Source organism: Streptomyces kaniharaensis, from assembly GCF_009569385.1.
GTDB classification, from domain to species: domain Bacteria; phylum Actinomycetota; class Actinomycetes; order Streptomycetales; family Streptomycetaceae; genus Kitasatospora; species Kitasatospora kaniharaensis.
In genome coordinates this window covers 20,533-34,027 of the sequence record NZ_WBOF01000008.1, presented here as the reverse complement: position 1 = coordinate 34,027, position 13,495 = coordinate 20,533, and the positions used below count along the sequence as shown (strand labels likewise).

Sequence of the window (13,495 nt, the reverse complement as noted above, 5' to 3'; positions counted from 1 at the left end):
GTTCCACAGATTCGACAGACAGAACTGTCGGCGACAGGTAGACTTGACGCATGGAGAACGAAGAGGGGTTCTGGGCCCCGATCACGCCGGCCTACGTGGAACCCGACGAGGAACAGCTGGAACAGCTGCGGAAGGAGATCTACTCGCTCGCGTGGAACCACGCGGAGCGGATCTCCCGTCGAGTCGCGCAGGCGCCCGAGGGGGCGAAGAAGCACACCCGGGAGGCCCTGCGGCTCACCCAGGACTACACGCTGTCGGTCCTGCGGATGCTGCGGGAGGTCGGCCCGGCCGCCGACGTCATGGCCGCCGAGGTCGCCGGCCGGGCCGGGAGCCAGGGCGCGACCTACGTCCAGCTCGGCGAGGCGTGGGGGATCACCCGCCAGTCCGCCCGCAGTCGCTGGCCCGGCGTCACCCGGATCATGGTTCCCCTGCCGGAGGCGACCGAGCTGGAGATGGCCGGCGGGGATGCCCGGATCAGCTACCACCCCGACGAGAGCGGCTGGTGGTGGATCGGCACCGGCGCGAACGGCCGCCACGACGAGGCCGAGGAGACGTACGACACCCGCGAGGAGGCGCTGGCCAGGGCCGGGGCGTTCCTGCTCGCCAACCAGGTGAAGGAGGAGGAGCAGTGAAAGAGGAGAGGACCGCGGCGCTCGCGCTCGCCCAGGCCGTCCAGGAGATGGTGGACGAGTACCCGATGGGGCCCGACCACCAGGTGGTGATGCTCACGGTCGGCAGCGGGCTCGGCGGCGCGCAGGCCGACGTCGAGGTGCCGGTGGGCAACGCGACCGCGATCACCGAGCTGCTGGCCACCGAGCGGCAGCAGTTCCAGAACGCCCACCCCGACCAGTCCGGCCAGTGCGCGCACTGCCGGGGCACCGGCCAGGTCGGCGCCGACCGGCTCACCGCCGAGGCCGTGGAACGGCGGGCGGTGGAACTGCGGCACCTCACCGTCACCGCCGAGGCCATGGTGCTGGGACGCCACCTGACCGGGTGGAACGAGCCGGTGTACACGAGCGAGGTGCACGAGGCGACGTACCCGGCGAAGTTCACCGCCGCCGAGGTCAGCGCCGCGATCGACGCCGCCGTGGCCCGGTACGGGCTGCAGGACGTCGCGCAGGTCGAGACGGCGCGCGAGCCGGAGTGGCACTGCACCCAGCACGGCGAGTGGGGCGACGGGGAGTACGCCTGCACCTACTGCGAGCGGGAGCGGGAGGTCTGAGCGTGGCTCGGACCAGGCCGCCGGTCCTCCCGGTGCCGTGGGCCCGGCTGCTGGCCGACCCGAAGACTCGGGAGCGGTACGAGGAGAAGATCTACCGGCGCGGGGCCACCCAGTGCTGGTACTGGCTCGGGGCCGTCAGCGACAGCGGGCACGGGAAGCTCAGGGCGGGCAGCCGCACCGACAAGACCAGCCAGATCGTCACCGCCCACGCGCTCGGGTACGCGATCGAGCACGGGGTGGAGCAGGTGCTGGCCGCCGACGTCGTCCGGCACAAGTGCGACTCCCCGAGCTGCCAGAACCCGGAGCACTGGCTGGCCGGCACCCGGGCCGACAACGCCAGCGAGTACGCCGCGCGCATGGGGACGATCGGCCACGCGCTCACCGACCGGCGCGGCGCGGCGGGCCGGGCCCGCGCGATCCGCGACGCCATCAAGGCCGCGCTGGCGGACGGCGCCGATGTCGAAGCCGCCATCGAGGAAGCGATCATCGCGGGCCAGCCGGGCGGTGCCCTGCAGATCGAGCTGTGGTAGCCGCCCAGGCCGGGCAGGCCGACGCACCATCAACAGCCCCGGACAGGGGCGAGGAGGGGAAGACCATGCAGAGCATGCGGATCGAGATCACCAGCTTCGGGTTCGGGCACGGGCCGGTGCCCGAGGCCGAGATGGTGCTGGACCTGCGCAAGCACTTCCGCGACCCCCACAAGCGGACCGGGTTCCGGAAGCTCACCGCGCGGGACCAGGAGGTGCGCGACGTCGTCGCCGCCACCCCGGGCATCCTGCAGGTGGTGGCCGCAGCCGTCACCATGGCGCAGTCGTACGCGATGGGCCCGGAGGCCGACACCAACCCGTTCCGGATCGCCGTAGGGTGCGTGGGCGGACGCCACAGGGCCCCCGCAACGGCCGAGATGCTGGAGAACGCGCTGGTCGCGGCACAGTTCCACGTCTCCCTGACGCACCGGGACCTGGACAGGGAGGTGCTGGAGTCCGGCCGGGACGCCGACCGCACCCAGGCGTACGCCGAGGTGATCGAGCGGGCGCTGGATTCGCTGCTGGACGAGCTGGACGACGAGGACGAGCTGGACGTGAGCGTGGCCGCCGAGAACGCGGCCGGCGCGTTGGTGCACGCCGGGTACTGACCGGCTCGGCGGAGGGGCGGAGCCACCGGGGGCCCGCCCCTCCGGCGTCAGCGGGGGTTGGTCGCGCCGCAGTTCCCGCAGCGGCCCCCGGAGTGCGGGTCGAGCGGGTGACCGCAGTTCCCGCACCCACCTCTCACCGACATGGCGCCCCCTCTCTCCCGGTAACAGTCGCCCCGTACGGGGCGGGGGCGAGCGTAGCCGTTCCACCCGTGGAACAGGTCGGCCGCCCGTGGAACCGGACCGTGGAACACCGCGAGTCGAGTTCCAAAAAAGGCCCCGGACATAGTGTGTGCACGCTAGGAATAGGACATGGCGAAGGACCGTCGAGGGTACGAGGGGGCGCGGATCATCTCCGCGCTGGAACAGGCGTGGGCGGCGATCCGCGCGGCGAACGAGGACGTTCCACGGGCGGTGATCATCACCGGCTCGGGGCAGCCGAACCGCAAGGGGAAGGACGGGAAGCCGGCGCCGCTCAGGCGGGGCCAGCACCGGCCGGACCGGTGGGCCGCGCTGCCGCTGGAGGGGGAGTCGCGGGGGGAGCGGCGCCTGCCGGAGGTGTTCGTGGCTGGCGAGCTGCTGCACATGGGTGGCGAGGCGGTGATGGAGACGCTGCTGCGGGAGGCCGCCCACGGGATCGGGGCGGTTCGGGGGGAGAAGACCCAGAGCTCACAGGGCGGCCGGTGGCATAACCGGCGGTGGGCCGCCATCGCTCGGGAGCTCGGCTTGGAGCCCCCGAGCAAGGCGGAGCCGGTGGTGGGGTTCGCGCGGGCGAAGATGGGCGGCCCGGCGCGGGCGCACTTCGCGGCCGCGATCCGGGCGATCGAGCGGGCCTCCCTGCCGTACCTGGACGGCGGGGAGGGTCAGGGCGAGGAGCCCAACCCGAGGGCGAAGAAGCCGCCGGAGGAACGGACGGCGGGCAAGCGGGTGGCCGCGGACTGCTCGTGCACGCCGCCGAGGCGGCTGCAGCTGACGCCGAAGAACCTGCAGGACGGACCGATCCTCTGTGGAATCTGCGACGAGCCGTTCGTGGAACAGCGGCGGGCGGAGGTGGAACAGCCCGCCGTCGAGCAGCCGGAGGCGGAGCCGGCGGCCGCCGTCGAGGACGACGCCGACGAGCCGGGCGCGGCCGAGGCCGGGGTGGTCGAGGTCGTGGTGGAACTGCCGGAGCCCCGGGTGGAACCGGGCCCGGCCGAGGTGGGCCAGGCGTTCCACCCGGCCGTCGCCGCCGTCGCGGCGCCCGCGGCCGTCGAGGCCGGGGAGGGCGGGCCAGTCGTCGCGGCCGGACCGCCGGCGGGGGCGGACGAGGCCGAGTGGGACATGACGGAGCCTCCGGAGGAGGCGGACTTCCCCGAGCCGGTGGCGGACGAGCTGGAGGGGTGAGGGTGGCCCGGAGGGGGCCCGCGCGGCGCGCAGCCGGGCGGGCCCCCTCCGGCGTTCCTGCCGCCCGCGTTCGGGCCCGGCTGGGAGGGTCTGTCTCGCACCCGCCGTCGTGGCGGCCGCGGGTGACTCCGGTACCGGTCCGTCCGGCCCCGGCACCCGTTCCAGGGCGGGGGTCGGGGGCACGCTCGCCGCCGTGCCAACCCGGGTGGCTCCGCCTCCCCGGACCCCCCGATCTGACTGCAGGTTCCTCCCGGACCGCCCCTGGGCCGGTGGTCGGTTCCTGGCGTGCACTTGATAGACCGCCGGTTGCCTGCCGGCCGGTGGCTGATGACGGTTGGTAACAGTTCCGCGCTCCGGCCGCTGGCGGGCCGCCGTTGGTCGGTGCGGCTCGGCCGCCTGCCGGGCGGGGGCGGAGGCGCTGCCCCGCGCTTCGGGCCGGTGGTCAGTTCCTGGCGTGCACTTGATAGACCGCCGGTTGCCTGCCGGCCGGTGGCTGATGACGGTTGGTAACAGTTCCGCGCTCCGGCCGCTGGCGGGCCGCCGTTGGTCGGTGCGGCTCCGGCCGCCTGCCGGGCTGTTGCTGGTCTCTCTTGGTCTGGTGTTCGTCCGCCTTGGTTCGAGTGGCTGCTGATGTTCTGTTGGCTCTCCCTCTGTGGCCCCTCCTTCCCGCGCTGCCTGGTTCTCTCCCTGGTCTCCTCTTCCCTTTGGTGCCTGCCTCTCTTCCTCCCCCGCCGTTTCTTGTTCTGTCCGTTTTCTCCGTTTCCCTTTTAACCTCACACACCCTTGCGTCAAGACCCGATGGAGCCGTAGAGTGCGATCATGACCGCCACTGTGAGCACCGGGCACGACCCGGAGTACCTGCTGGGGCAGGTGGCCACAGGCGCGGAGAACTACTACCTCAAGGCCATTGAGATCAGCGGCGAACCGCCGGGTGTCTGGCTTGGGGACGGCGCCGCCGAGCTCGGTCTGACCGGTGAAGTTGACCCGGACGTCATGCGCGAGATGTATACACATCTCACGGACCCTCGCTTCATTGATGAGGCACGCAGGGTGACGGACGCTCGGATTCAGGAGTGGCGCGCGGCCCACCCGGAGGTGGACGGCCGCAGCAAGGAGTTCCGCGAGGCCAAGGCCCGGATTCAGGCGGAGGTCCGCGCCGAGTACCGGATGGGCACCGCGATCCGGGACTTCACGCCGAGCACGGAGCGTGAGATCGCCAAGAAGATTGCGGAGCTCGGACCGGACGCCACTCCGGAGGCGAAGAAGAAGGCCGAGATGGCTGTGCGGCTCAACGCGCCGGCCACCCGCCGCTTCCACGATCTGACCGTGTCGGTGTCGAAGAGCACGTCGCTGCTGCACGCCGGGTACCAGGCCAGCGCCATCCAGCTGCGGGAGGCTGGCGACATCGCGGGCGCCGAGGCGATGGAGGCGAAGGCCGCCAAGGTGCTGGACGCGGTGCGGCTCGGCAACCAGGCCGCGCTGGACTACATGCAGAAGCACGCCGGGTACGCCCGCGAGGGCCGCACCGGCCACAAGGGCCCGGACGGGCAGCCGCTGGGCCGCCGGGTGACGGCGGATAAGTGGACCGTCGCCAGCTTCTTGCAGCACCTCAGCCGCGACGAGGACCCGCAGCTGCACATCCACAACGCCATCCACTCCCGGGTCAAGGTCGAGACCGTGGACCCGGTGACGGGGAAGACGGGCGAGAAGTGGCTGTCGATCGACTCCAACGGGCTGCGGGCCCACGCGCTGGCCGCCGGCTTCCTGGCGGAGCGGGTCACCGCTGAGGCCATCGCGTCGGAGCTCGGCGTGCGCTACGAGTGGCGGCCGGACGGCAAGGCGATCGAGGTCATGGGCATCTCCGGCGAGATGCGCGACAAGTTCTCCGCCCGCCGCCAGACCATCACGAAGAAGCTCGGCGAGCTGGCGGCCGCGTACGAGGACGAGCACGGCCGGATGCCCAGCCCGCACGTACTGGCGAAGATGGCCCAGATCATCACGATCGACCCCAGGTTGCGGCCGGGGAAGAAGGACGCCGTCTCCCGCGAGGAACTGCTGGAACGCTGGGAACAGGCGTCCGTGGAACACACCCGGGAGACGCTGGCCGGAGTTCCAGCGTCCGTGGAACAGGCCGCCGCCGAGCACGGGCTGGAGGCCGAGGCGTTCGACCCGGAGGCCGTCATCAAGGCCGCCGTGGAACGCACCCAGGCCGAGCGTTCCACCTTCACCCGCAACCACATGATGGCCAACATCGCGCGGGAACTGCCGGCCTGTCTCGGCGGGCTCGATGTGGACCAGGTCGCCCAGCTGCTCGGCGACCTCACCGACATGGCGGTGGAGATCGGCGCCGCGGACGGCAGCCTGGTGGCGCTGGAGGCCGAGGCGAAGGTGGCCGTCCCGGTGCAGCTGCTGCGCGAGGACGGGGAGTGCGTCTACACCCGCCACCAGGGCACGATGTACGCCACCCGGGACCAGCTCGACGTTGAGCAGGCCCTGCGGGACATGACGAAGGACCGCAGCGCCCGCGCGCTCGACCCCGAGGTGGTCGAAGAGCTCATCCGGGACCGTGGCCTGAACGAGAAGCAGGCCGCCGCGGTGCGCGGGATCACCACCTCCGGCCGCCGGGCGGAAGTGCTGGTCGGCCCCGGTGGAACGGGCAAGTCGTACACGCTGGCCACCGTCACCGACGTGTGGGAGGCCACCGGCGGCCGGGTCTTGGGTCTGGCCGCCTCCCAGGCCGCCGCCAACGTGCTGGCAGACGAGGGCATCACCGAGACCGCCAACCTTGCCGAGCTGCTGACCTACAACAAGCTGCTGGCCCAGGGCGTCAGCAACGAGACCACCGAGCGGTACCGGATCAGGCCGGAACACCTGGTCATCGTGGACGAGGCGTCGATGGCCGACACCCCCACGCTGAACGCCGTGCGCAAGCTGGTGCGGGCCGCCGGCGCCAAGATGGTCACGGCCGGCGACTACGAGCAGATCTCCGCGGTCGGCGCCGGCGGCGCGTTCAAGGCGATGGCGGACGAGCTCGGCGAGCACGCCCACCAGCTGGAGGAAGTCCGCCGTTTCGCCGCCGAGTGGGAAGGCCCCGCCTCCCTGCGGCTGCGGACCGGCGACACCGAAGTGCTGACCGAGTACGCCGCCCGCGGCCGGTTCCGGCACGGCACGTTCGAGGAGATGGTGGAGGCCACCTACGAGACGTGGGTGGCCGACATCATGAACGGCCGCGAGTCCGTCATGGTGACCGGGACCAACAAGACCGCGGGCATGCTTGCCTCCCGGGCCCGCGAGGACCTGATCCGGCTCGGGTGGGTCTCCGGCGGCGAGACCGTGGAACTTCCCCGGCAGGAGACCGCTGCCAGCGTCGGCGACCGCGTTGTGCTGCGGCACATCGACCGTACGGTGCAGAGCCACAGCGGCAACCGGTTCGCGGTCAACCGCGACGTGGTCCAGGTCGTGGGCGTGGACGCCGAGCACGGCCGGATGACCGTCCGGTACGACGACGGCGAAGTGATGGAACTCCCGCCCACGTACGTCCGGGACTATGTGGAACTCGCCTACGCGGGCACGCTCAACTCGGTGCAGGGCCGCACCGTCTACGCCTGCCGGACCCTGGTCGAGCCGGGCATGACCCGCCAGGCCCTGTACGTCGGCATGTCCCGTGGAACGGCGGAGAACACCGGCTTCGTGCCCACGGACGGCGTTCCAGGCGCCCGTGTCGCGGTGGGCGAGGAGCCCGACCCCATGGCGATCCTTGCCGGGGTGCTGGGCAACGACGGCTCCCAGAAGGCCGCCAGCACGGTACTCGCCGAGGTGCTGGAGGCCGCCGAGCGGATCGACCAGGTCTCCCCGCTGCTGGAGGACATGGTCACCCGCGCCGACGACGTCCGCTTCCGCCGGGTGCTGTTGGACGCGGTCGGAGAGGACGTCTACCACCGGGCCGTCGAGGAGCTGGAGGGCAAGCCGTGGAACTCCGTGGTGCGGCTGGCCCGCACCGTGGAACAGCACGGCCACGACGCCGAGGAGATGCTGGCCCGGGTCGCCCGGGAGCGCGGGTTCCACGACGCTGACGTGGCGTCCAAGGCCCTGCACTACCGGCTCAAGGGCGCGCTGGCCACCGCCGAGCGGGTCCAGGCCCGCCAGGACCAGGCCGCCGTGGAACAGGCCGAGGCCACCGAGCGGGCCACCGAGCTGCAGCTGATGCAGGCCCAGGTCGAGGCCGAGCCGTGGTGGCTGGCCGGCACAGAGCAGGACACCGACACCGCCGGAGCCGCCGCCGGGCAGGCCGAGGCCGGCGAGGCGTTCGCCGACCAGGCGGCCGTGGACCAGGCGCCCGCGCTGCCCGGCGAGTGGTGGGCCGAGCTGCGACTGGCCACCGAGGAGGAGGCCGGCGCCGTCGAGGCCGGGTCCGTCGCCGAGCTCCGCGACCAGGCCGAGGCGGAGGCCCTGCAGCAGAGCATGCGCCTGCAGCAGGCCGTCTCCCTCGGGTACAGCCCGGAGCTGACCAGCGAGGAGCTGAACGCCGCCCAGATCGGCGTGCTCGGCGCCCAGTTCCACGACCCCCAGGCCCTGGTCCAGCAGGCCGACGAGATGCAGGAGCTCCAGGACGCCCAGGCCGTCCAGCTGCAGCGCGAGCAGGACTGGATGACCCAGGTCATGGCCACCCAGCTGGCCCCCTCCCTGCAGGCCGGACAGGCCGAGCAGCTGCGGCACGACATGGCCGTGGAACGCGCCGCCGAGGCCGCCGAGCGGGGGTCGTGGAACTGGCGTCTGCGGCACGTCGAGGGCGAGGTGGGCGACTACGCCCGCGGCCTGGTCTCCGAGATCGTGGAGCCGCGCGAGCGCGCGCTGGCCGAGGAGCTGGCCGGGCGCGAGGTGCTGCCCGAGTGGGCCGCCACGTCGCTGGGCCCGGTGCCGGCCGAGGACGACCCGGCGCGGGAGGAGTGGCTGCAGCGGGCCGCCGACGTGATGCAGTACCGCGAGGCCCACAGCTACGACAACGAGAAGCTGGCGATCGGCTCGGCCCCGGCCGAAGGCGCCGTCGAGGTCCGCGCGTCGTGGAACCGCGCGTGGCGTGCACTCGGCGAGCCGGCCGACCGGCGCGACCTGACCGGCGCGACCGACCGCGACCTGCGCGAGCTGGTGGACCGCTACCGGCGCGAGGAACTGTGGGCCCCGGCCCACGTCGCCGACCAGATGCAGGTCACGTACGAGAGCCAGCAGGACCTCATCCGCGAGGCCGCGCAGATGCGCATCCGCGCCGGCGAGGTCGAGGCGACCGACCCCGAGCAGGCCGCCGCGCTGCGGGACGAGGCCGAGACGTACACCCGGATCGCCGCCGAGGCTGCCGAGCGGGCCGAGAAGCTGGAGGTCATCCACCAGGCCCGCCAGGGCTGGTACGAGGAGACCACCGAGACCCGCGAGCGCGCCGAGCTGGCCAAGGGCGAGCTGGACAAGCGCGGCGTGCCGGTGGACGAGCCCGAGGTGGCCGAGGTCCAGTGGCCCGAGGAGGACCTGGAGTCCGCGTGGGCCGAGGACGAGTGGGACATGCCCGAGCCCGAGGCCGAGCTGGCCGAAGCGGAGCTGGCCGCGCCCGAGGCGGAGCTGGCGGAGGTGGAACAGGCCGAGGCCACCGTGGAACAGGCCCCCGCCGCCGACGTCGAGCAGCCGCAGCCGGCCGCCGTCGAGGTCGAGGCGGAGGCGGTCCGCGAGGAGCCGGCCGCCGCCCCGGCTGAGCCCGACGCCGCCCCGGTGGAACAGGCCGAGGCCGAGGTGGAACAGCCCGCCGTCGAGGTCACCCCCGCGTTCCACGCGCCCGAGGTCGAGGCCGACGAAGCGGCCGTCGAGGCCCCGGCCGAGCACCGGCAGACCGAGGCGCCCGCCGCCGCCGTGGCGGTGGACGAGGGCGAGTGGAACATGCCCGAGCCCGAGGAACTGCCCGAGCTGCCCGAGCCGTCCCTGGTGGACACCTTCGCCCAGGCCGAGGAGGCCCGCCGGGCGGAGGTGCAGCGGTCCGCGCTGGAGAACGAGATGCGGCGCCAGGACGAGCTGGCCGCCAGCACCCGCGCCGAGCGCGAGGAGTCCGGCCGGGTCGCCGAGCCGGTCAGCGGCCGCGAGCGCCAGGACCAGGCGCTGGCCGAGGCCCGCGCGGAGATAAGGGACATGGACGCCCGGCGCAACGCCATCGAGGTCCGCGACCTTGAAGGCCCGGCGCTGGACGACGCGGTGGGCGTCGCGCTGCAGGCCAAGGACATCTTGGCCGAGCGCGCGAGCGTCGGCGCCGCCGCCGAGACCGCGACCGCCGAGCCGCCGGCCCCGGCCGTCGAGAAGGTGGCGGCCGTCGAGGCCCCGGTGATCGAGCGGGCCGCCCTGCAGCAGGTGCAGTACTACGGTGGTGGGCTCCAGTGACCGGTTCGCGCCGGGTCACTGTTGCCGCCCCTCAACGGATGGGTACGGTCTGAGCATGGCTGCTGAGAGCTGGTACACCCCCGGGCCGCAGGTGCCCCCGCGCCCGTCGTGGGCCCCGCCGGTTCCACCGGCTCCCCCCACTGTTCCACCCGGGTGGAACGTGGGCCCAGTGTCGGCGGTCCCGCCGCTGCCGGAGGAGCCGCCGGCCCGAGCGCTCCCGGCCGCGGTGAAGCGTTCGTGGGAGGAGATCGAGCTGCTGCTGGAACAGGCCCAGGCGGAGATCGACTTCCGGTGGAACGGCGAGCGCTGGAAGGAACACCACCCGGACCGGCTGCTGACCATGTGGTGCTCGCGCCCGACAGAGGCCGCAGAGGGCATCAAACAGACCTGCCTGTGGATGCTCGGCCGCCGAGGCAGCGGGCCCCTGACCGATGGGCCGTGCACCTTCCCGCCGACCAAGCAGGAGATCGCCGACGAGCACTATCGGGCACGGGACGTTGTCGAGCAGCTGATCCCGGAGTGGCGGGAGATCGGCCCCGACTACGCGGCCGCCTTCATCCAGACGCTGAGGTGGCTGCGGGGGTCCGACGACGAACGGCCCATCGCGGAGCCTGGCTCCCGTTCTTCCTGACCAATGCCAAAGGGTGGGGCCCCGACCGGATCGGTCGGGGCCCCACCCTTGTGGTTGCCGCTGCTGCTACTCGGTGCCCTCCTCCGCCGGCGGGGCGGAGGGCCGGGCGTCGAGGTCGGCCTGGATGAAGAGGCCCACCGCTTCGTCGTCGTGGTCGCGCCAGTGCTCGGTGTCGTCCGCAGGCTGGTGGCGGCCCGCGGCGCCGTCCTTGTAGCACTTCGCCAGCGCGCCCTTGACCCGGGCGTGCGTGCCGGGCAGCCAGCGCTCCAGGAACTCGATCTCCCGGTAGACCGTGCTGGTCGAGTCGTTGAAGGTGAAGTCCCACACGAGGTAGAGCGCGGACAGTTCCTCCACCACCTCCGGGTGCAGGTACCAGCACGGGGTGGTCATGTCCCAGAACCGGCTCGGCCACCGGACCTTGAGGACTTCCCGGCGCCAGCGCAGGAGCTTGGCCCACGCTTCGCCGGCCTCCTCCTCCGTCATGGAGGTCCAGTCCCAGCACGGCGACGGCGCGTTCAGCTTCGCCTTGGCGTCCGCCTCGATCGACTTCGCCAGCCGGTAGATGTTCTGGGCGAGGTTCTGGCTCTCCAGCAGGGCCAGCCGGTCGTTGAGGCCCTGCCGTTCCAGGGTCTCCAGACGCTTCTTGATCTTCGTCTGTTCCATGATGACGACGAAGTGGCCGTCGCCCGGCCTGACGCCCGGGGGCATCTTCTCGGGGGAAGAAGGGGTGGAGGCCATCGGGTCAGACCGCCTTTCGGAACGGGTCGGCCGGACGCTGGCCGGGCTGCTGCTCGGGCACCGGCTGCTTGGGGACGACCGGCTTGTAGGCCGGCATCGGCGGGGTTGCCGGGGTGGTCGGCAGCTCGATGCCGAGCTTCGCCGCCTGCTTCTCCCGCTTCTCCAGGTCGCGCTCGGCCCGGCGGATCTCCTTGTTCACGGCCTTGACGTCGTCGCGCTTCCAGACCGGCACGATCTTGACCACGACCGGGGCCGCGTTGCGGTGGATGTAGAGGCCGCGGAACTTCGCCAGCCGCCGGATCTTGTCGGTCGGCATCACCGGGACCTGCACCGTGGAGACCGACTTGGTCGCCTCCCCCTTGGCGTTGGTCGAGGTGGTGGTGACGTCCTTGTCCCGCTCGCCGCACAGCTCGGACAGGTCGCGCAGGTCGCGGGTGACCGACAGGCCGCCGAACACCAGCTTGTTGGCCAGCTGCCAGATGGTCTCGCCACCGCGCTGGCCCCACCGGTCGTAGAGCTGGCTGGGGGACTGCACGCTGACCGTGATCGGGATGTTGGAGCCGCCCGCGTCGGCGCCCCAGGACTGCAGCGGCAGCGGGCAGGTGATGGCCGCTTCGTCCAGGATCAGGCTCAGCGGCGGGTCGATGCGGTCGTTCGGCGAGCTGGCCGCCAGTTCCTTGGCGGTCTCGTAGATCTCGCCGACCAGGGCGGCGAACAGCGGGGCCACCGAGCCCTTGGACCGGTGGCGGCCCATCAGGTACAGGGTGCCGCCGGCGCGCAGGAACAGCTCCGGGTCGAAGTCGGGGGCGCCGTCCTTCGGGGTGACGATCGCCGCGACGGACGGCAGGGCCAGGCACTCCAGGCTGGAGATCAGGGTCAGCAGGATGCTCTCCCGGGTCCGCTCGGGCGCCTTGATGACCTGCAGCAGGTCACTGGCCCACCCGGGCGGGCAGTCCTTGTAGGACTGCAGCAGCTTGAAGGGCTCCAGCGTGTCCTCATCCATGCTGGTGACCCACTCGCGGACGTCCATCAGGCTCCGGCCGCCGATGTCGGCCGCCATCAGCAGAGCCCGCAACACGCGGTAGGACTGGTTGTCCCAGAAGCTGCTGTCCTCCACCGCGCCGACCGCCTGCCCGGACAGCAGGTAGCCCGCGCGGCGGAAGGCCACCACCGGGTCCTTGCAGCCCTTGGGCACGTCCCAGACCAGGGTGTTGGCGACGCCGGCCACGTCCGGGTTGAAGACGAGGACCGGGCCGCGCTTGGCCCGCACGTGCACGGTGTGCCGGTACAGGTCGCCGCGGGTGCTGGTGACGACGGCGGAGCCGGGGGCGTCCACCACGAACCCGCCCAACAGCGCGGACTTACCAGTCCGCGGCGGGGCGAAGACCAGGGTCATGTCCTCGATCGAGTTGTAGATCTCGCGCTTGTGGATGATGTCCACGCCGATGAGCTGGCCGAGGTCGAGGGGGACCACGTTGCGGCGGCCGCGGGTGGCTACCAGCTCGGGCCGCAGCACGTCCGCGCGCTCCAGCAGCTGCTTGCCGGAGAAGTGCTCGCGGATCTCGCTCCGGTCGGCGAACCCCTCCTTGGTGTTGCGGTCGTACGGCTTGTCCAGCCGGAACTTGAGGTAGCCCAGGCCCGCGGCCGCGACCGCCAGGCCGCCGGCGCCGAGGTGGCCGCCGGGCACGTGCCCGGCGACGTCCCACAGCGCGCTCCCGATGTTGCCGAGGATGTGCCCGGCGTTGGGGGTGTTGACCGTCGTGGGGTTGGTGGTCGGCTGGCCGGTCGGCGCCGCACCGGCCGCCAGCGGCATGCCGGCGGCCGCGTAGGCGGCCCAGCGCCGAGGCGGGGTGGCGTTGCTCCCGTCCACTGTGGGACGGTCGTCACGACGGTCGGTAGCCTGGTCGTCGAACTGGTGCATCGAGGTTCCCTCTCGTTGTTCCAGGCCCCGGGTCGGCGGTTCCAGCGCCGCCCGGGG

Annotated in this window: 9 protein-coding genes; 7 read left to right on the top strand and 2 right to left on the bottom strand. The window is 72.4% G+C overall.

What is annotated here, in order from left to right:
• Positions 1-50: 50 nt before the first annotated feature.
• From F7Q99_RS38755 to F7Q99_RS38725, 7 genes are all read left to right on the top strand, one after another.
• A complete protein-coding gene (locus F7Q99_RS38755) occupies positions 51-632 on the top strand; it encodes a hypothetical protein (protein ID WP_153471913.1) in 582 nt (193 codons plus the stop codon).
• A complete protein-coding gene (locus F7Q99_RS38750; protein WP_153471910.1) occupies positions 629-1,222 on the top strand; it encodes a hypothetical protein in 594 nt (197 codons plus the stop codon). Before F7Q99_RS38755 ends, F7Q99_RS38750 begins: the two co-directional genes overlap by 4 nt.
• 2 nt (positions 1,223-1,224) lie before the next feature.
• On the top strand, positions 1,225-1,752 hold the full coding sequence (locus F7Q99_RS38745; protein WP_326847575.1) for a hypothetical protein: 528 nt from the start codon (positions 1,225-1,227) through the stop codon (positions 1,750-1,752).
• 65 nt (positions 1,753-1,817) lie between these two features.
• A complete protein-coding gene (locus F7Q99_RS38740; protein ID WP_153471907.1) occupies positions 1,818-2,357 on the top strand; it encodes a RapZ C-terminal domain-containing protein in 540 nt (179 codons plus the stop codon).
• 309 nt (positions 2,358-2,666) lie between these two features.
• Positions 2,667-3,737, top strand: coding sequence for a hypothetical protein (locus F7Q99_RS38735; protein ID WP_153471904.1), 1,071 nt, complete (start codon positions 2,667-2,669; stop codon positions 3,735-3,737).
• Positions 3,738-4,556: 819 nt separating this feature from the next.
• Complete coding sequence (gene mobF / locus F7Q99_RS38730; protein WP_153471901.1) at positions 4,557-10,148, top strand: MobF family relaxase; 5,592 nt, start codon at positions 4,557-4,559, stop codon at positions 10,146-10,148.
• 169 nt (positions 10,149-10,317) lie between these two features.
• Positions 10,318-10,779, top strand: a complete 462-nt coding sequence (locus tag F7Q99_RS38725) for a hypothetical protein (protein ID WP_153471898.1) — start codon at positions 10,318-10,320, stop codon at positions 10,777-10,779.
• A 66-nt stretch (positions 10,780-10,845) separates the two neighbouring features.
• Here the strand turns inward: F7Q99_RS38725 and F7Q99_RS38720 are convergent, their stop codons facing one another.
• Entirely contained in the window at positions 10,846-11,517 is a 672-nt protein-coding gene (locus tag F7Q99_RS38720) for a hypothetical protein (protein ID WP_153471895.1), read from the bottom strand.
• Positions 11,518-11,521: 4 nt separating this feature from the next.
• The gene (locus tag F7Q99_RS38715) at positions 11,522-13,438 is read right to left on the bottom strand and encodes a type IV secretory system conjugative DNA transfer family protein (protein ID WP_153471892.1); all 1,917 of its coding nucleotides are present in this window, start codon (positions 13,436-13,438) and stop codon (positions 11,522-11,524) included.
• Positions 13,439-13,495 lie beyond the last annotated feature (57 nt).